This is a genomic window from Fusobacterium sp. DD2 (assembly GCF_018205345.1).
Taxonomy (GTDB): domain Bacteria; phylum Fusobacteriota; class Fusobacteriia; order Fusobacteriales; family Fusobacteriaceae; genus Fusobacterium_A.
Window position 1 is genome coordinate 1 of the sequence record NZ_JADRHM010000018.1, and the last position, 19,236, is coordinate 19,236.

Here is a 19,236-nt window from a genome sequence, read left to right on the forward strand (position 1 = left end):
CATCATATTTTTAGTAGTCCTTTTTTATTATCTATTTTTTAATATATAATTTTTCATACTCTTTTAATGACTCAAGAGCCTTTGGAACTAATGGAGCAAGCCCTATAAGGTTCACTATAGTCATTAGACCAAGTCCAAGGTCTGCCAGGTTCCATACAAGAAAGTTTTGTCTTATTCCACCTAAATAAAGCATTACAAGAGTAAATACTTTAAATAACTCCTGAGGCCATTCTTTATCACAAAGGAAATAAAGATTTGGCTTAGCGTAGAAACTTATTCCTAGAATTGTACTAAATGAGAATAGGAAAAGTATAACTGCTGTAAATATAACTCCCCAATCTCCAACTTGATATCTGAAAGCTTCCTGTAAAAGTGTCATTCCACCAAGACCTTCTGGAAGGTAGTTACGTGAAAGTAAAATTACAAAGGCACTTGCACTGCATATAACTACTGTATCTACTAATACACCAAGAGCCTGGATAAGTCCCTGTTTTGAAGGATGTTCAACTTCAGCAGCTGCAGCAGCACATGGAGCACTTCCACTTCCAGCTTCATTTGAGAATAGTCCTCTTTTAACTCCCTGCATAACAACAGCACCAAATGTACCACCTAAAAATTGTTTAATTCCAAATGCATGTTCAACAATATCTACTAATGTTGTTCCCATTAAACCTATGTTTTTAAATATTATAAAGAAGACCACTAATAGATATAGTCCAGCCATAAAAGGAACTAGTTTGTCTAAGACTCTAACTATTTTGTTTCTGTTCCCAAATAATATAAGTGCTGATAGAACAACTAATACAATTGAAGTATAATGTGGATTTATATCAAATGCTGTATTAAAAGATTCTGTTACAGAGTTTGATATAATCTGGAAAACTCCAGCCCAACAGATAAGTGCAAATATTACAAATAATACACTTAAGAATGGTAGATTAAGCCCGTTTTTGATGAAATAAGCTGCTCCACCTCTATAACCACCGTGAGGGTCTTTATCTCTATATATGATAGCAATTGTTGCTTCAATATAAGCAGTAGCCGAACTAAGTAGAGCTACACACCACATCCAGAATACTGAACCTGGTCCTCCAACTGATACTGCAGCAACAACACCTGCAAGGTTTCCTACTCCAACTCTTGAAGCTGTACTGATACAAAAAGCCTGAAATGATGATACTTGGTTTTTCTTAACTCTTGATTTTTCAAAAAGCAACCCACACATATGTTTAAAAAGTCTGAATTGGACCCCTTTAGTAAGTATTGTAAAGATGATTCCACAACTGACAAGCATTACAACTAATAAATTATGATTCCACATGATGTTGTTAAAAAAATCAACTATGGACTCAAATAAGTCAAATAAATTCATAAAATTCCTCCTGAAATAATTTATAAAAATAAAAAGAGCAGTGAATTTAGACGTTAGAATGGTATATAAAAGAACCGTTTTCCAACATTTAAATTCACTGCTCTCTACTATACTACTATCCTACTCTATCTGCATTACCCTACTATTTGGTATATTTTCATCTGTTTTTCGATTTTCTCTTTATCTACTGGTAAAACCTTATGAATAGTATCATTGATTTTAACCTCTACTTCTGTACTACCTTTACCTTTAGAGTATCTAGAAAATAATTCTTTTGCAAATAACATCTCTTCCTCAGTAAACTCTCCAAATCCTAACATACGTGGTCCAGGAGTTTTATAACCATATAGGTAAAAACTTCCTAAATTCTGGAATTCTGTTATTTTTTCATTTTCTTCCTGATCTCTTCCTACAAATAAATATTTGCCTTTTGAAAATCTAAAAAACCTACTGTGTTTTATCAAATGGAATATGAAAGAATACTCCTCTTCAAGTAATCCATCATTTTCTATAATCCTTAGTCTATCAGAATATGCCGGATCTGTCAACAGGCATCCTCCTGCAGGACTTGGATACTCTTTAAGTCCGTAAGATTCAGCAAGTTCCATCTGTCTATGTCTACTTCTACCTTGAATATCTAAAAGTTTCTCTCTATCTACCCAACCTTCAAGTTCAGCTTTACTAGGTGGTAAAAGCTTAGCAGAAAGAGGTCTTAAAATAAGATCATTCATTCCTGAAAGTTTTTTTACTTTTTCAAGAGCTGCAGAGTTTTGAGACATAGGTCTTTGTCCTAATACTTCTCCTGATATTACAAATTGTGCATCGTACTTTTCAAGTAGTTCTCCTGCTATTCTGAACATAAGTGAATGGCAGTCAATACATGGATTCATATTTTTTCCTCTTCCATACACTGGATTTTTAACTACTTCTGTGTGTCTCTTTTCAAAATGAACATATTCAACTTTTATTCCAAGTTGTTCAGCCATTTTTTCCGATTTTTCATTTTTCCCACCAAAAAAGTGAGATACAAAGTTTAAGGCGATTACTTCTACACCTTGATCTTTTACTAATTTTATTGCTAATGCACTGTCCAGTCCACCTGAAAATAGTGCTAAAGCTCTTATCTTTTTTTCCACTATTGTTTTACCTCTCCTCCAAAATTATCGAAAATTTTAGGATTTATACTTTTTTTACCTTCATAATATACTCTCATGCTCTTAGGAATGATTGTATATACTTTTTTACTAATTACTAAATAATTTGCATCTTTAACTGTCATAGCTCCTGATAAGAAGTTCATAAGTCTTATTGCAGTCTGCTCATCAAGATATTCAAGATTTAGTGTTACCATCTTGTCATCTCTTATATAATCAGCAATTTTTCTGCAATCTGAAAAAGTTTTTGGATCTAAGAATATTGTTTGATATCCTGATCCAATATTTCCTTCTAATGGAGCACTTGATTTATGAATTGTCGTATTGTTAATTACTGGTTCGGAATTATTTCCTACTGGTGCATTATCAATTTCAATTTCTGTAATTCCGTTATCCATAAAATTAAGATCGCTATCTACTCCTGCACCTTCTGGATTGTCAAGTCCTAACCATTCTTTAATTTTACCTATTCCCATAAAAGAAAGCCTCCCCTTCTATTAATTATATATTTTTCTACCTATTCTTATTATAGTAGCTCCCTCTTCCAATGCGATTTTATAATCATTTGTCATTCCCATTGAAAGTTCAGTAAGAGTACCATTAAAGTATTTTTCATTTAAATCATCTTTAATCTCTCTTAGTTTTTTAAATACTCCTCTAACTAAAGGCTCATCATCTACAAAAGGAGCCATTGTCATAAGACCTATTATATTGATATTTTCCAGTTTTTTCAACTCTGGAATATCTTTTACAAGGTCCTGGTAGTCATATCCCTCTTTTGTTTCTTCTCCAGCTATATTTATTTCAAGTAAAACATCAATTACTCTATTGTTTTGTTTTGCTCTTTTATCAATCTCTTTAGCTAGAGATAGCTTATTTACAGAATGAATAAGTTTTACATAATCAGCTATATATTTAACTTTATTCTTTTGTAAGTTACCTATAAAATGCCATTCAATATTGTTAATATCCTTTTCAATAAAATGATCATATTTTTCTTTAATAAGCTGTGCTTTGTTTTCTCCAAAAATATTCATACCTAAATCAAGAAGAACTTGGTTTACTTCTAGCCCACCATATTTAGTGACAGCAATAAACTTAACTTTTTCAGGATATATTGAATGTTCTTTAATATCCTTTTTTATCTCTTCAATATTAGACTGAATATTTTCTTTAATAAGATTCATATTTATCACTCCAGTTATAAAAATTCTGTTAAAACGTCGTTAGCAAGCATTATACCTTTATGAGATAATATAAAATGTCCTTTATTGTTTATTAAGAAACCTTCCTTCTCTAATCTTTTACATAGTGGAAGGTATTCATCACTAGGTATTATTCCTTTATTTAAAAGTCTTAAGCCCAGAAGATATTCATATTGTTCTTTACCTTCTTTAGTGACTTCTTCTCTTTCAAAAACAGGAACTACTCCTTCATCTATAGTATCATAATATTTAGAAAATTGCATTAGATTTTTATATCTTAGATTGCCAATATACCCTGAAGCTCCTAAACCTATACCTAAATATTCATGGTTTTCCCAGTACTTACTGTTGTGTCTGGCTTCATAGCCAGGTTTTGCAAAATTTGAAATTTCATAGTGATTATATCCGGCTTTTTTTGATAGGGATATAATCTCTTCATACATAGATGCTTCTAAATCATTATCTGTTTCTTTAAGCAATCCTTTTTCCAACTGTTTATAAAAAGGAGTTCCCTCCTCCCATATAAGAGAATAGATTGAAAAATGCTCAGGATCTAATGAAAACAGTTTCTTTAAATCATTTTTTACATCCTCTAAGCTCTGTTCAGGAAGTGAGAACATCAAGTCCAAACTTATATTGTCAAATCCGGCTTTTCTTGCATCCTCATATGTTGCAATTGCTTCCTTGGAATTATGTATTCTTCCAAGGATACTTAAAAACTTGTCATTAAAACTTTGAATACCAATGCTAAGCCTATTTATTCCATGTTTTCTGATGTTTTTTAAGTATTCCAAATCAACAGTTTTAGGATTTACTTCCATTGTAACCTCAGCATCAGGTTTGATTTTTAATCTATCAAGTATTCTTTTTATGTCTTCATGCTCTAAAAGAGATGGAGTACCTCCACCGAAATAAACAGTGTCATAACTGTAATCAGGGTAGAGGTCTATCTCCTTTAATATATAATCTACATATTTTTTTCTCATTTCATCTGTTGATGTAAAAGAAAGAAAATCGCAATAATTGCATTTATTAGAGCAGAAAGGAATGTGCAAATATATTGCATCAACCATTTAACTCTCCTTATGTTACAATTTTTCAATATAATCTAAAAATTGTTCTTTAATATTTTTTAATTTATTTTCAGCTTTTTCTTTAGAGCTATCAACTATACCTATATAATATTTAATTTTTGGCTCAGTACCAGAAGGTCTTACAGTTATATATGTATTATCTTCAAGTATAAATTGGATAACATTAGATTTAGGAAGTGTTATCTTTGAAGTTGTACCAGCAATCATATCTCTTTCAACTTGTGTTTCAAAGTCTTTATAAGTTACAACTTTTTTGCAACAGATTACATTGTGTTCATGAGTTCTTAATTTATCCATTATAGCACCAATCTCTTCAAGTCCACTCTTACCTTGTTTTGTAACAGAGATAGTCTCTTCACGATACCAACCATATTTTTCATATAGTTTATTAAGTTCTTTATACAATGTACTTCCAACACTGTCATAATATGCTGCCATTTCAGATATTAGAAGAGATGAAACAACTGCATCTTTATCTCTTACATGAGTTCCAATAAGGTATCCAATAGATTCTTCAAATCCAAATATAAATGTTCCGTCAAGTTCTTTATTTTCAAATTGTCTAATTTTTTCTCCAATGTATTTAAATCCAGTAAGAGTTCTAAATAATTTTACTTTTTTATCCTTTGCAATTACATCTAGCATAGGAGTAGAAACAATTGTAGAGATAACTGCTCCATTTGCTGGAATATCTTTTTTCATTTCAAGAATATAGTTCATTAATAGAATTCCCAGTTGGTTTCCATTTGGATAATACCAGTTTCCATCATCATCTTTTATAGCAATACCAGTTCTATCTGCATCTGGGTCATTTGCAAGACATATTTTTGCACCTACTTTATCAGCAAGCTCAGTACTTAATTTAAAAACAGAAGTATCCTCTGGATTTGCATAAGAGCAAGTTGGGAATAATCCATTTGGCATCTCCTGCTCAGGGACAGTGTACACAGATTCAAATCCCATCTCTTTTAAAACTCTTTGTACTGCTACTCTTCCTGTTCCATGTAGTGGAGAGTAAACTATTTTAAATTTATCTTTACCAGGTATATCTCTATTAATAGCTTGTTTTTCAACCTCTTCAACAAATCTATCATCTATTTTCTTATCTATATATATAAGAAGTCCTTTTTTAATTGCCTCTGTTTCTGGGATAAATTTAATATCTTTAAAAATATCTACAGAATTTACAGAATTAACTATTCCACTTGCCTGAGGTTCAACTATTTGAGCTCCATCTTCCCAGTATACTTTGTATCCATTGTATTCTTTTGGATTGTGAGATGCTGTAACCATGATACCAGCTTGAGCTTTAAGTTCTCTTGTAGCAAAAGAAAGTTCTGGTGTTGATCTTAAAGATGTAAATAGATAAGCTTTTATACCATTTGCAGCTAATACAAGAGCTGAATTTAATGCATATTCAACTGATCCAATTCTACAGTCATAAGCAATGGCAACTCCTCTTTTAGCTCCTTCTTCTCCTGTAACTTTTAAAATGTAATTTGCAAGACCTTGAGTAGCTTTTCTTATATTATAGATATTTATTCTGTTTCTTCCTACTCCTCTTACACCTCTCATACCAGCAGTTCCAAAACTTAAATCAGTATAAAATCTACTTTCAATCTCTTTATCATCACCTTTTATACTTATAAGTTCTTCCTTGTCATCTTGTGTAAGGTAATCTGATTCAACCCATTCTTTGTAGTAGTCTAAATAACTTTTTGACATAACCCACCCCTCCATTATTAAACGATATTTTCTAACATACTTCTATTATACATTATAATACATAAGAAATTAATAATAAAGTATAAAAAAATAAAACAAAAAATAATGTATAGAAAATGAACTCAATTATTTCAGATATAGTACAAAAAATATAGTATTAATATATTTAAACATTCTATTGAAAATATATATATATTTTGAATTTGAAATATATCCTTCGTATATGATATATTTTAATGGTAATTCTAAATTATAAATGGTAAACATATATGTAGTAAATAATAGAAGGAACAATAATATGAACATTAATTTATCGACTATCCAAACGATGGCACTTGCCGTAATGGTTTTTTACTTAGGAAAAATTTTAAACAACAAATTCAGATTTTTAAAAGACAACTGCATACCAGATGCTGTAACTGGTGGAACAGTTTTTTCTATAATAACATTAATAGGGCATGAAACAGGATTATTTGTATTTACATTTGAAGATTCACTTAGAGACATTTTTATGATAGCTTTCTTTACAACAGTTGGATTCTCAGCTAGTATAAAGCTTCTTAAAAAAGCTGGATTACCAGTACTTATGTTTTTAATCTCAGCAGTATTACTTGCATTTTTACAAAACGTTGCAGGAGTAGCAATGGCAAAAGTATTAAATGTAAACTTAATGATAGGACTAGCAACTGGATCACTTGCAACAACAGGTGGACCTGGTACAGCAGGAGCTTTTGGACCAATAATTGAAGGATTTGGAACACCAGGAGCAACAATGGTAGCAATGGCAACAGCAACATATGCCCTTATAGCTGGAAGTATAATTGCAGGACCTATATGTAAAAGACTTATTGAAAAAAGAAAACTTATAGAAAATAGAGTAAGTTATGCAGAATTCTCAGGAATGGATGAAAAAGCATCAACATTAACACTTGCTAATGTTATTCCAACAGGATTCCAAATCATAATAGCAATGGGAATTGGAAGTATTATTTCAAATATATTAAATAGCTTAGGACTTGTTTTACCACCATATATTGGAGCAATGTTTGCAGCATCTATAATGAGAAACTTATCAGATGAAACTGGATTATTTGATATAGACCTAGATGTTGTATCTGTAATAGGGAGCTTTACACTTGCAATGTTCTTATCAATGGTATTAATGAGTTTCAAACTTTGGGAATTAAAAGAACTAGCTCTTCCATTAATCATCATGCTGATTGGGCAAACAGTACTTATGGGAGGATTTGCATACTTTATTACATTTAGACTTACAGGAAAAGATTATGACGCAGCAGTTATGACAGGTGGACACTGTGGATGTGGATTTGGAACTACTCCAAAAGCATTAGCAAACATGGAAGCATTAACAGCAAAATATCTTCCATCACCTAAAGCATTCTTCGTTATACCTATAGTTGGAGGATTGTTTATAGATTTCTTTAATGCTGCAATAATAACATTCTTTATAAATATATTAAAATAGCTAAATTTTATAAACTTTTCATAATATAGTAGGGATGATAGAGATATCATCTCTTCTTTTTTTATAGAGAATTAATTATTGACTAAGAAGCAAAATATTGTTATCATTAAAAATATATATATTTGAGGAGGAAGGATGAAGTTTTTAAAAATAATTTTTAAGTATATTTTCAAAATGATATTGTTCATAATTCGTGAAATTATTTCTTTTTTTATAAAATTTATATTATTATTTATCATATTAAGTGGAATAGTTGCTGTGACATTGAAACAATCTACAGAGCATGTTACAAAAATACAGCCTAATTCTTATGTAAAAATTGATTTAAGCAGGAGCTATAATGAATATGCAGAAGATATTCCAGAATATTTAGGTGGCAGTGAAGGAAGTTTTTACTCTTTATTAGAAAAATTAAACCATATAAAAAAAGATCCCAATATAGATGGATTATTTATTAAACTTGATAATATATCTGTTGACAATGCACAGATAGAAGAGTTGGCTAAAAAAATAAGTGAGCTTAAAGAAGATGGCATGAATGTAATAGCCTATGCAAATAATTATGATAATAGAAATTATAAATTAGCAGTTAGTTCTGATGCTACTATATATATGCCAGATACTGTTACAACTGGCTCTGATATTACAGGATACTATAGTGAACTTGCTTATTATAAGGGACTTGCTGATAAATTAGGGGTGGATTTTAATGTGATTCATGTGGGTGATTACAAAGCTTTTGGAGAAAATTATACTAAAAAAGAGATGTCTAAAGAATTCAGGGCAAATATTACAGAGTTGAAAGATAGTGTATATGACAATTTTGTACAAAAGGTATCTGAAAAAAGAGAAATTCCTTTAGCAAAGTTTGAAAATGATCTGTTAAATGGAGAATTTGTTGCAGGTAATTCTTCAACATTGTATAAGTATGGTCTTATTGATTATAAAGTTAATGAAAGTGAAGTTCTCGATGAATTAGGAGAGGATAGAATTATAGATATTGATGATTACACGGTAAAACATGAGAGAAGAAATGGTGATAAGATAGCAATAATATATCTGGATGGAGAGATTCACATGGATGACTCTGAAAGTAGTGACTATATGGATGGAATTACTCCAGGAAAAGTATTTAAACAGATAGATGCAGCATTAAAGGATAAAGAGGTAAAAGGTATAGTTTTACGTATCAATTCTCCTGGAGGTTCAGCTTTAGCATCTAATCTTATCAATACCAAACTTAAAAGCATTAAAGATAAGAAACCAATATATGTATCAATTGGCGGAGTTGCAGCATCAGGTGGATATTATATAGCATCAGCTGGAGATAAGATTTTTGCTGATAAAGAAAGTGTTACAGGATCTATAGGTGTTGTAAGTATTATTCCAAACTTTAAAAAACTTTTAGGAAAGGCAGATGTAAATATCTCCACTATAAAAAAAGGTAAGTATTCTGATTTGTACTCTCTTACTCAGGAGTTTACAAATGAGGACAGAAAAAAAGTTTATGAATCAAGCTTAGAAGTATATGATGAGTTTTTAGATATAGTAGCTAAGAGCAGACACAGAACAAAAGAGTATATCAATAGTATAGGAGAAGGAAGAGTCTGGTTGGGAGAAAAAGGTAAAAAAATAGGACTTGTTGATGAGATAGGCGGAATAGAGGAGACAATAGATGCTCTTTCTAAAAAACTTCAGCTTACAAAATACGATGTTGTAGAGATAAAGGATAAACCAAGACTTGATATGATTATTAAGAGAAAAATTCCTTTTTTAAAGCTTTATTTTAAAGCTGAAACATTAATAAATGATAGAGATTTTTTATTTAAACCTATCTACTATTTCCCTTATGAGATTTAGCCAGATAACTTAAGAAATAGTTGAAAAAGTAGATGAAAATATGATATAATCACAGTTAGAAAACAAAATATCAGGAGGATTGTAGCAATGGTAAGAAAATTAAAAGGTGGAAAACAAAATCAAGGTGGAAGCCAAATGAATATATTAAAACAAGCTCAAGCTATGCAACAACAAATGTTAGTTGTTCAAGAGCAGTTAAAAGAAAAAGAACTTACTGCATCAGTTGGTGGAGGAGCTGTTACTGTTAAAGTTAACGGACAAAAAGAACTTTTAGAAGTTAAATTCACTGATGAAATTGTAAAAGAAGCGGCTGAAGATAAAGAGATGTTAGAAGATTTAGTAGTTTCTGCTGTTAGAGAAGCTATGAGACAAGCAGATGAGTTAGCTGAAACTGAAATGGGAAAAGTCACTGGTGGAATTAACATTCCAGGATTATTCTAAAAAAAGGAAATTATTAATTGCACCTAGAATCACTAGGTGCTTTTTTTTATAAAAAATCAGAGGAGGAGATAAATGGGAAAATTTTTAGGGTTATTAATAGGAGTATTTTCAGTGATTTCAATTGGGGCATATGCATGTACAGGAATAACAGTAAAAACAGAGAAGAATGAGATAATAATGGCCAGAACTGTAGAGTATGGAGAGGGAAATCTGCACAGCAAACTGATAGTATCTCCAAGGGGGAAAGAGTATCAGTCATTGACACCAGATGGGAAAAATAATGGCCTTAAATGGAAAGGGAAATATGGCTTTGTAGGAATTTCTCTATTAAATGATCTCTTTATAGGAGAAGGGATAAATGAAGCAGGATTAAACGCAGGACTTTTCTATTTTCCACACTATGGTAATTTAAAAAGATTTGATCCAAAACTTGCTAAAAAAACTTTAGTTGATTTACAGTTTGTAAGCTGGATGTTATCTAACTTTAAAAATGTAGATGAAGTTAAAGAGGGACTTAAGAAGATAATTGTAACAAATATACAGTATTTAGATGATGGAACACCACTTCCTACTGCACATTGGAGAGTTGCAGATAAAAATGGCGGAAATATTGTAATTGAAATAGTAAATAATGGAGAGGTTAAAATATATGAAAATAAGGTAGGAATTTTAACTAACTCTCCAGATTATGATTGGCAGGTAAAAAATCTGAATAACTACATAAATCTATATGCAGGTAATGCAGAGAATTATGAAAAAAATGGACAGAAGATTTTTTCATTTGGAGCAGGAACAGGGATGCTAGGACTTCCAGGAGATATTACTCCACCATCAAGATTTGTAAGAGCTTTTTTCATGTTAAACACTTTAAAAACTCCAACAAATGCCTATGAAGGTGTAATTGACAGTTTCCATATTCTTAATAATTTTGATATACCTATTGGTTTGGAGTATTCAAAAGAGCATCAAAAATATATTCCTGAAGGAATAAGAAGTGCTACTCAGTGGACAGCAGCAAGTAATTTAAGTGATGGTGAGTTTTATTATAAAACAATGTACAATGATCAAATTAGAAAGGTCGATCTGAGTAAAATTGATTTTTCAAAAGTGGGCTTTAAAAGTTTACCATTGGATCCAGATATGAAGGAAAATATAAAAGAGGTAGAAATTTAGATTATATTTTAATTAAATCATATTATGAAATCTATTTTTGTTGTAAAAAAGTGTTTTATCACACTTAACATAGGAAAAAGTAATTGACAAATGTCTCAAAAAGAAGTATCCTCAAATTAGAAGGGGCGAGGAGGGGATGAGATGATTTGTGACAGTAAAATGCTGGAAATGTTTTTAGATGACGGATCCAGAAGAAAACTACGAGAGTTTTTCTACAAAAAAGAAATTCCCGCCAGTGAAAGTTTAAGAAAAATAAAAGGTTTAATAAAAGAGCATTTGGATTATATAAATAAGTGCAAAGAGAAAAATACCCTTGTAACATCTGACAGTGGAGAACAGTTATTTAAGAGAGTTAAAGGAATACTTTCAGTTACTTATGATGAGGATGAAAAATACAATGCTACTTTATATTTTTTCAGTTGGTATTATAATACAATCTTATCTATATATAATATGTCAACAGCAAGTGACCTACAATATATAACAGAGGATGTAATACAATTTTCACTGACTTTTAAATACCTGATAAATGAAAATGAGAATATTTTAACAATTGAATAAGATAAAATACTTTGTAAATAGTGGCAGGATATTTGAGGAGGGAAAGATGAAGAAATATATTTTAGGGGTGTTTTTTGCACTTTTTGCTCTGATGCTATCAGGATGCTGTGGAGCTAGAGTAAGACCGGAAAACACAGTAGTAAAAGGTCAAATCTAGTAGATGTAGATGCAAGAATAGGTTATTGGAATGGACTTAATATTGTTGTAACCAATAAGACTCAGTTAGGTATAGATGTATTATGGAAAGATTCAACTATAAATGGTAAAAAGATTAAAAATCATGAGTATAATGGTTTTGTAGAACCTGGAAACTGGATAGCAGAAGATGCATATGTAGATGGAGAGGTCAATTTTCCTATGAATTTTTCTTTAAAAGTAAGGCATGGAATGACAGTTGAAGAGGTAGATATGCTTTTAAGAGATGTTGGAGACAGGGTTACTGTTCAAAGAGATTATATGACAAATGCTATTAAAGCTGTTCTTCCAAGAAATTATTAATAGAAAATTATAAGTTATTATTAAAGAGGCTGTTGCTTTTTATAAGTTTGCAATTGCCTCTTTTTGTATATTACAAATAGTTTGATTATCTATGGATTTACAAAAAAGAGTAAAGAGAGGTACTTTGGCCTGATACCTCTCTTTAACTCTAGAAATTAAAATGTTTAAATGTAAAATTTAAGGAAATGTCTTATGACAATGCTATTATATCACACAGAACATTAAAGTCAACAAATATTTTGATTATCTTATAATATTTTTTTTATTAATATTTACAAGGTAAAGAGTAACATATATAAAATATATTATACATTTATATTAAATTGGAGTATACTTTACACAACAATAGAATAATAGATAGGTAGCGAAGGACAAAAGTAATTACACTCAGCTTGGCAGGCGATCAGGTGTGATGAAAGGGGAATTTGCTGAAGTAGAAAAGAAGGCTGAACTTTTTTATTAGTGGTATGGATAATATTCATATTACTCCATTTTATTGTAGTGGAAATCTATCTTTAAATGTGTATCACAGTTTCAGCTGTGATTTTTTTATTTCTAATGATAATTATGATTTTGAGGAGGAGAAAATGATAAATGCAATTTGGTGTTTCTTAATAGTAGTTGGAATATTAGTTGGAATGGTAACTGGACATACTCAGGATGTAACTGATGCAGCGATTAAATCTGCAGGAACAGGAGTTACTCTTTCTTTAGAGATGATTGGAATAATGGCATTGTGGTTAGGACTTATGAAAATAGCAGAAGAGGCAGGAATGGTAAGAGGTCTTGGAAGACTTATGAAACCTATTATGGTAAGACTGTTTCCTGAGGTACCAGCAGATCACCCAGCTATGGGTAGTATGGTAGCAAATATGGCTGCAAATGTATTTGGTCTTGGAAATGCAGCAACTCCATTAGGAATTAAAGCTATGCAGGAGTTACAGGAGTTAAATACAAATAAAGATGAAGCTTCAAATGCTATGATAATGTTTTTAGCTATTAATACATCTTCAGTAACATTGATTTCATCAAGTGTAATTGCATATAGAGTTGCAGCTGGATCTGTAAATGCTCCTGAAATAATTGCACCTACAATAGTTGCAACAGCAGTATCTACAACTGTAGCAATAATTGCATGCAAGATATTTGAAAAACTTCCTAAATACAGAAGGGAAAAAGTTAACGAACCAGCAAGAGCTTAATAAAATCAAAAAAATCTTAGTGGAGGGAAAAAATGTTTATAACAATAATGGAAAAAATTTCACTATATGCAATACCTGTGATACTATTAGTAATAGTAGGATATGCTTATTTTGTAAAAAAAGTAAAAGTATATGAAGTATTTTGTGAGGGAGCTAAAGAGGGATTTACAACTTCAATAAGAATTATCCCATTTTTAGTAGCAATGCTTGTTGCTATTGGAATATTTAGAGCTTCTGGATGTATAGATATAATGCTTAGAGTGTTAGACCCTGTATTCCAATTTATAGGAATGCCAGGAGAGGTTCTTCCTCTTGCAATATTAAGACCACTATCAGGTGGAGGAGCAAGTGGAGTAATGAATGATCTGTTAATTACTTATGGACCTGATTCATTAATAGGTAGAATTGCTTCAACTATGATGGGTTCTACTGAAACAACTTTCTATGTATTAGCAGTATATTTTGGTGCTGTAAGTATAAGAAAGATAAGACATGCTGTAGTAGTAGGATTGATTGCTGACGTTGCAGGACTTTTAACTGCTGTATGGGTTTGTAGATTAATATTTGGATAAAATATTAAAATATAAAAAGTATTGGAGATTGATATGTACAAAAAATTTAAAATTTTACTTATGTTGTCGTTTTTAATTGCTAGTTGTAACAAAATGCCTGTGGCAAATGATAAGGAATTTGTTTCAACTAATCATATGGAAAAATCTATTGAGGTTTCAGCTTCTAGAAATACTCCTGAAGTAGAAAAATCCTTAAATGAAATTGAATCATCTGAGGAGATTTCAAAAGGAGAAAATATTGAAACTGATGGGATTAAGGCTCCAACTGGAAAAACTATAGAGTTGGGAGATATGTTGAAGAATAGTAATATGTCTTACTATGCAGTGGATCTTGATAGTGGTGAAGTGCTAGCTGATTACAGGGGAGAAAATATTGCTACTCCTGCATCTGTAATGAAAATAGTTACTTCTGCAACTGCTCTTGATATTTTAGGAGAAGAGACAAAGTTAGAGACAAAACTTCTGTATGATGGAAAAATTGACAAAAGTGGAGTTTTAAATGGAAATCTCTATATTAAAGGAAGTGGAGATCCCACTTTAGGTTCTGAGAATTTTAAAGGGGATAGAGAGAAGTTTTTAAAAGACTGGGTATCTGATACTAAGAAAGCTGGAATAAAGAGCATTAAAGGGAATATCATAGTCTTAGATGACCTTTTTGGTTATGATGGTGTATCTGGAAAATGGTTACTGGAGGATTTAGCTTCAGGGTATGGACAAAGTGTATATGGAATAAGTCTATTTGATAATGTGTGCACAATATTTTTAGATTCAGATTCAAAAGGTGGAAAAGTGGTAAAGGTTGTTCCTAAAGTTCCAAATCTTACTTTTGTAAATAACCTTAAAATTTCACCTAAGGGAAGAAATGATGTTTATGTAAGAGGACTTCCTTTTGAAAATAAAAGAACACTTGTAGGAGAGATACCAGCTAATCAGAAAAACATAGTGGTAAAAAGTGATATTCCAGATCCAGGAATGTTTTTAGGTGAATATTTTAAAGAGAGATTAACAGATGCTGGAATTAGTGTAAATGGAAAGGTAGAAACAGCAAGAACAACACAGAAAAGACCTAAAAATCCAGTTGTTATAGGAGTTGCTGAATCTAAAACAATTGGAGAGATGATAAATGTACTTTTAGTAGAAAGTGATAATCACTATGCAGAACATCTTTATCAATTAATGAAATTAAAAGGTGTAGATATAAAAGAATATTGGGAAGAAAAAGGGATAGATACTTCTGCGCTTGGTATATTTGATGGAAGTGGATTATCAAGAGCAGATTATATTTCAGGAAAAACTCTAACAGATATTCTTGTATATATGTATCATAATTATCCAGAATATGTAGGTTTTCTTCCAAAAGCAGGATATGAAGGAACTGTTGTTGGATTTTTAACAGCAGAAAGATTTGATGGAGAAGCAAGAGTAAAAAGCGGAAGTATGGGAGGCGTTCAATCCTATGCAGGTTATATGGAAAAGGATGGGAAAAAGGTTGCTTTTACTATAATGATAAATCATTGGAATGGAAGCAGAAATCAGGTAAAAAGAGAGATTGAAGATTTACTTAATAAATTATTTTAGGAGATTTTAATGGTAGGAAAGAGACTTAAAGATGGAGATACAATAGGTATAGTTGCACCAGCTAGTTTTTCAAGTGAGGAGAAAATAGAGAGTGCAAAGGAAAACCTTGAAAACCTGGGTTTCAAGGTTGTGCTAGGAGAATGCACTAAAAAAAGATGGTTTTCTTATGCAGGAACAGATAGAGAAAGAGCTCATGAGATAAACAGATTTTTTGAAGATCCTCAAATTGATGCAATTATCTGTATGCGTGGTGGATACGGATGTAATAGAATAGTTGAGTTACTTGATTATGAACTTATTAAAAAAAATCCTAAAATTTTTGTAGGATATAGTGATATTACAATACTGCATATCAGTTTAAATGAAAAAGCAGGACTTATTACCTTTCATGGACCAATGGCTGTAAGCAATTTTTCAGGAGAGTATGATAAAAATACATATGAAAGTTTTATACAAATGGTAAATGGGAAAGAGCTAGTGAGTATTAAAAACTTTAGTAAAGAGATAGATGTAATCTCTTCTGGAAAAGGTCAGGGGAGACTAGTTGGAGGAAATCTTGCAACTTTAATTGCAACTCTAGGAACAGAATATGACATTGATTATAATGGGAAGATACTGTTTCTAGAAGAGGTTGGAGAAAAAACTTACAAAATTGATAGAATGTTAAATCAATTAAAAAAGCATAATGTTTTTGAAAAAGTATCAGGAATCATATTGGGAGATTTTAAAAACTGTAATAAGGATGCCCAGGAAGATATGTCTCTTAATGAGGTTTTTGAAGATTACTTTAAAGATTTACCTGTTCCAGTTTTAAGTGGAATAGAAAGTGGTCATTCAGAACCAATGCTTACGCTACCTTTAGGAGCTATGTGTAAAATTGATTCAGAGAACAAAAGTATAGAGATCTTAGAAAAGGTAGTGGAATAATAGTTCTATATAATAGAACATACAATCTATATAAAACATAATCAAATCAAATGTTCGTAAAATATTTTACGAACATTTTTTTATGGAAATTGATAACTAGAATAAAAAATGTTCACTTGTTATAATATTGTTAGCCTGCCAAGCTAATGTCAAATTTTTTAAATTAAGGTTGTATATTTGACGAAAACGTATTAAAATAAAAGAGCTAATAATAAAATATGGAGGAGTTTTCATGAAAACACAGGAAAATGTAACAGATACCTTGAAGCTTCTACATAAGGGGAGTGGAAAACTATACCTTCTATGTGTTGCTGTAGGGGCTATTACAGGATTTATTGTTTCTCTTTACAGATTGGTATTAGAGCATACTAACGCTTTTAGAAAAATGATAATAGAAGATTCTGTATTTAAAGGACCACAGTTTATATTTATTGTCTGGATCGCTTTTATTTTAATAGGATTTATTGTTGATTATATAGCAAAAAAATATCCTAAAATATCTGGAAGCGGAATACCACAGGTAAAAGGAATTTTACTGAGACAACTTGATTATACTAAGTGGTTTCAAGAACTTGTTGCCAAATTTGTATCAGGGGTAATGGGAATAGGAGCTGGTCTATCATTAGGAAGAGAGGGACCATCTGTTCAAATAGGTTCTTATGTGGCATTTGGAGCGACTAAGTTATTTGACAGGGATATTGTAGAGAAAAAATATCTTATAACAAGTGGTGCCAGTGCTGGACTTGCTGGAGCATTTGGAGCTCCATTATCTGGAGTTATGTTTGCACTTGAGGAGTTACATAGATTTATATCTGCAAAGCTATTAATATGTGCCTTCTTAGCAAGTATAGCATCAAACTTTATGGGAAGAAGATTGTTTGGATCTGCTACTTCATTTGATCTTATAGCACTATATCCAAATGAGTTAAATCCATATTATCAATTTACTTTATATATAATTCTTGGAATTATTATAGCTTTTTTAGGAAAACTTTTTACAGTTATGCTATTAAAAGCTCAGGATATATATAAGACAAATAAGGTACCAAGATGGTTTAAGGTATCATGTGTAATGTCATCATCATTGCTTCTTTGTTATTTTCTTCCAGAAGTTACAGGTGGAGGACATACATTAGTTGAAGAAATGGTAACTGGTAAAAACACAATATCAATACTTATACTTATATTTATTTTAAAATTATTATTTACGGTCTTTTCATATGCAACTGGATTTGCAGGAGGTATTTTCCTACCAATGCTTGTATTAGGAGCAGTAGTTGGAAAGATATATGCAATAATTTTAATAAGATATCTGAATTTCCCGCCAGAATTTGTATCACATTTTATGGTTTTAGGAATGGCTGGATATTTCGTTGCTGTAGTAAGAGCTCCAATTACAGGAGCAGTTCTTATTCTGGAAATGACTGGTAACTTTGATCATCTTCTTGCTCTTGCAACTGTTTCAGTAATAGCTTATTATATTACAGATATACTTGGTGTAGAACCTGTATATGAGTTATTATATGAAAGAATGGCTAAGGATACACCAGATGAAAAAGTTCATATTGGAAAGAAAACACTTATCAGTATACCTGTTGTAGGGGACTCTGAACTGGATGGTAAAAAAGTATCAGAACTTGCTATTCCAGAAGATGTGCTTCTAGTTTCAATAAGAAGAAATGACCATGATATTATTCCAAAAAATTCTATGGTAATAAGAGGGGGAGATCTCCTTGTATTCTTAATACCAAAGGAAAAAGCTTTTGCAATGAAAGAGGAATTAGTAAAAGAAGGAAGTAATTAAAACCAAAAAATCTTAAAATATTCTGCACTTATATCTTAGGCAACTGAGATAGAAAGTGCAGTTTTTTTATTATGAAAAAAGCAAAAAATAGTTTGATATCAAATTATTTTTGTGATAAAGTATATAGGGTGATTTTGCATGAAAGAGAAAAGTATAGAAACGACACTGTTTAGCTATATTAGCCGAGCACACAACAGAGGCGATGCATTTTTATGTAATGAGCTAAAAAAACGTGGAATAAAGGGACTTGTGTATTCACATATATCTATTATCGTTATTTTAAGTATATATAATCAACTTTCAATGAAGGAGATAAGTGAAAAGATTTCAAAGGACAAATCTACAGTTACTTCACTGGTAAATAAACTGGAAAGGCTGGGGTATGTTAGAAAAAAACTTTGTAAAGAGGATAAAAGAGTTGTCTATCTTGTTCTTGAAGAAAAAGCTGATGAGGTTATTGATACAATAAATGAAGTAGCAGATATGTTTGAAGACAAAGTAAGAAATATTTTAAAAGATGAAGAGATGGAATTTCTACTAAGAGTAATGGATAAATTAGTAAGTAAATTTTGATAAACAGGAGG

18 protein-coding genes and 1 riboswitch are annotated in these 19,236 nt (G+C 31.0%); of the genes, 12 read left to right on the top strand and 6 right to left on the bottom strand.

The window, feature by feature from the left end:
- Window positions 1–31: 31 nt before the first annotated feature.
- The 6 genes from IX290_RS04270 to IX290_RS04295 form a co-directional block, all read right to left on the bottom strand.
- On the bottom strand, window positions 32–1,372 hold the full coding sequence (locus tag IX290_RS04270) for an alanine/glycine:cation symporter family protein (protein ID WP_211491981.1): 1,341 nt from the start codon (window positions 1,370–1,372) through the stop codon (window positions 32–34).
- 134 nt (window positions 1,373–1,506) lie between these two features.
- Window positions 1,507–2,508 carry a 7-cyano-7-deazaguanine synthase gene (locus IX290_RS04275; RefSeq protein ID WP_211491982.1) on the bottom strand — a complete coding sequence of 334 codons (1,002 nt, stop codon included), beginning with the start codon at window positions 2,506–2,508 and terminating at the stop codon, window positions 1,507–1,509.
- Window positions 2,508–3,002, bottom strand: coding sequence for a cell division protein SepF (gene sepF, locus IX290_RS04280; RefSeq protein WP_211491983.1), 495 nt, complete (start codon window positions 3,000–3,002; stop codon window positions 2,508–2,510). The genes IX290_RS04275 and sepF overlap by 1 nt, the downstream gene beginning before the upstream one ends.
- Before the next feature lie 21 nt (window positions 3,003–3,023).
- The gene (locus IX290_RS04285; protein WP_211491984.1) at window positions 3,024–3,713 is read right to left on the bottom strand and encodes a YggS family pyridoxal phosphate-dependent enzyme; all 690 of its coding nucleotides are present in this window, start codon (window positions 3,711–3,713) and stop codon (window positions 3,024–3,026) included.
- Between the two features lie 14 nt (window positions 3,714–3,727).
- On the bottom strand, window positions 3,728–4,804 hold the full coding sequence (hemW, locus tag IX290_RS04290; protein ID WP_211491985.1) for a radical SAM family heme chaperone HemW: 1,077 nt from the start codon (window positions 4,802–4,804) through the stop codon (window positions 3,728–3,730).
- Between the two features lie 15 nt (window positions 4,805–4,819).
- Entirely contained in the window at window positions 4,820–6,550 is a 1,731-nt protein-coding gene (locus IX290_RS04295) for a phospho-sugar mutase (protein ID WP_211491986.1), read from the bottom strand.
- Window positions 6,551–6,848: 298 nt separating this feature from the next.
- Here IX290_RS04295 and gltS point away from each other — a divergent pair, with 298 nt between their 5' ends.
- The 12 genes from gltS (at window position 6,849) to IX290_RS04355 (ending at window position 19,225) form a co-directional block, all read left to right on the top strand.
- Window positions 6,849–8,036, top strand: a complete 1,188-nt coding sequence (gene gltS, locus IX290_RS04300; protein ID WP_211491987.1) for a sodium/glutamate symporter — start codon at window positions 6,849–6,851, stop codon at window positions 8,034–8,036.
- A 135-nt stretch (window positions 8,037–8,171) separates the two neighbouring features.
- Entirely contained in the window at window positions 8,172–9,896 is a 1,725-nt protein-coding gene (gene sppA, locus IX290_RS04305) for a signal peptide peptidase SppA (RefSeq protein ID WP_211491988.1), read from the top strand.
- 87 nt (window positions 9,897–9,983) lie between these two features.
- Window positions 9,984–10,337, top strand: coding sequence for a YbaB/EbfC family nucleoid-associated protein (locus IX290_RS04310; RefSeq protein ID WP_211491989.1), 354 nt, complete (start codon window positions 9,984–9,986; stop codon window positions 10,335–10,337).
- 72 nt (window positions 10,338–10,409) lie between these two features.
- The gene (locus IX290_RS04315; RefSeq protein WP_211491990.1) at window positions 10,410–11,510 is read left to right on the top strand and encodes a choloylglycine hydrolase family protein; all 1,101 of its coding nucleotides are present in this window, start codon (window positions 10,410–10,412) and stop codon (window positions 11,508–11,510) included.
- Between the two features lie 141 nt (window positions 11,511–11,651).
- A complete protein-coding gene (locus IX290_RS04320; protein ID WP_211491991.1) occupies window positions 11,652–12,071 on the top strand; it encodes a hypothetical protein in 420 nt (139 codons plus the stop codon).
- Between the two features lie 357 nt (window positions 12,072–12,428).
- Entirely contained in the window at window positions 12,429–12,569 is a 141-nt protein-coding gene (locus IX290_RS04325) for a hypothetical protein (protein ID WP_211491992.1), read from the top strand.
- A gap of 348 nt (window positions 12,570–12,917) precedes the next feature.
- Window positions 12,918–13,087: riboswitch (Lysine riboswitch) on the top strand.
- Window positions 13,088–13,156: 69 nt separating this feature from the next.
- Window positions 13,157–13,771 (top strand): nucleoside recognition domain-containing protein, encoded by a 615-nt coding sequence (locus IX290_RS04330; protein ID WP_211491993.1) that lies wholly within the window; start codon window positions 13,157–13,159, stop codon window positions 13,769–13,771.
- Between the two features lie 32 nt (window positions 13,772–13,803).
- A complete protein-coding gene (locus tag IX290_RS04335) occupies window positions 13,804–14,343 on the top strand; it encodes a spore maturation protein (protein WP_249168852.1) in 540 nt (179 codons plus the stop codon).
- A 33-nt stretch (window positions 14,344–14,376) separates the two neighbouring features.
- Window positions 14,377–15,921: a D-alanyl-D-alanine carboxypeptidase/D-alanyl-D-alanine-endopeptidase gene (dacB, locus tag IX290_RS04340; protein WP_211491994.1), complete on the top strand. Its 1,545-nt coding sequence runs from the start codon at window positions 14,377–14,379 to the stop codon at window positions 15,919–15,921.
- Between the two features lie 9 nt (window positions 15,922–15,930).
- Window positions 15,931–16,848, top strand: a complete 918-nt coding sequence (locus IX290_RS04345) for an LD-carboxypeptidase (RefSeq protein WP_211491995.1) — start codon at window positions 15,931–15,933, stop codon at window positions 16,846–16,848.
- Window positions 16,849–17,080: 232 nt separating this feature from the next.
- Entirely contained in the window at window positions 17,081–18,652 is a 1,572-nt protein-coding gene (locus IX290_RS04350) for a ClC family H(+)/Cl(-) exchange transporter (RefSeq protein WP_211491996.1), read from the top strand.
- Between the two features lie 138 nt (window positions 18,653–18,790).
- Window positions 18,791–19,225, top strand: a complete 435-nt coding sequence (locus IX290_RS04355; RefSeq protein ID WP_211491997.1) for a MarR family transcriptional regulator — start codon at window positions 18,791–18,793, stop codon at window positions 19,223–19,225.
- Window positions 19,226–19,236: the final 11 nt, after the last annotated feature.

Excerpts from the sequence above, each read along its gene's own strand:
- IX290_RS04270 (WP_211491981.1), bottom strand. The coding sequence starts at position 1,372 with ATGAATTTATTTGACTTATTTGAGTCCATAGTTGATTTTTTTAACAAC.
- sepF (WP_211491983.1), bottom strand. The coding sequence starts at position 3,002 with ATGGGAATAGGTAAAATTAAAGAATGGTTAGGACTTGACAATCCAGAA.
- IX290_RS04285 (WP_211491984.1), bottom strand. The coding sequence starts at position 3,713 with ATGAATCTTATTAAAGAAAATATTCAGTCTAATATTGAAGAGATAAAA.
- hemW (WP_211491985.1), bottom strand. The coding sequence starts at position 4,804 with ATGGTTGATGCAATATATTTGCACATTCCTTTCTGCTCTAATAAATGC.
- IX290_RS04295 (WP_211491986.1), bottom strand. The coding sequence starts at position 6,550 with ATGTCAAAAAGTTATTTAGACTACTACAAAGAATGGGTTGAATCAGAT.
- gltS (WP_211491987.1), top strand. The coding sequence starts at position 6,849 with ATGAACATTAATTTATCGACTATCCAAACGATGGCACTTGCCGTAATG.
- sppA (WP_211491988.1), top strand. The coding sequence starts at position 8,172 with ATGAAGTTTTTAAAAATAATTTTTAAGTATATTTTCAAAATGATATTG.
- IX290_RS04310 (WP_211491989.1), top strand. The coding sequence starts at position 9,984 with ATGGTAAGAAAATTAAAAGGTGGAAAACAAAATCAAGGTGGAAGCCAA.
- IX290_RS04315 (WP_211491990.1), top strand. The coding sequence starts at position 10,410 with ATGGGAAAATTTTTAGGGTTATTAATAGGAGTATTTTCAGTGATTTCA.
- IX290_RS04320 (WP_211491991.1), top strand. The coding sequence starts at position 11,652 with ATGATTTGTGACAGTAAAATGCTGGAAATGTTTTTAGATGACGGATCC.
- IX290_RS04325 (WP_211491992.1), top strand. The coding sequence starts at position 12,429 with ATGAATTTTTCTTTAAAAGTAAGGCATGGAATGACAGTTGAAGAGGTA.
- IX290_RS04330 (WP_211491993.1), top strand. The coding sequence starts at position 13,157 with ATGATAAATGCAATTTGGTGTTTCTTAATAGTAGTTGGAATATTAGTT.
- IX290_RS04335 (WP_249168852.1), top strand. The coding sequence starts at position 13,804 with ATGTTTATAACAATAATGGAAAAAATTTCACTATATGCAATACCTGTG.
- dacB (WP_211491994.1), top strand. The coding sequence starts at position 14,377 with ATGTACAAAAAATTTAAAATTTTACTTATGTTGTCGTTTTTAATTGCT.
- IX290_RS04345 (WP_211491995.1), top strand. The coding sequence starts at position 15,931 with ATGGTAGGAAAGAGACTTAAAGATGGAGATACAATAGGTATAGTTGCA.
- IX290_RS04350 (WP_211491996.1), top strand. The coding sequence starts at position 17,081 with ATGAAAACACAGGAAAATGTAACAGATACCTTGAAGCTTCTACATAAG.
- IX290_RS04355 (WP_211491997.1), top strand. The coding sequence starts at position 18,791 with ATGAAAGAGAAAAGTATAGAAACGACACTGTTTAGCTATATTAGCCGA.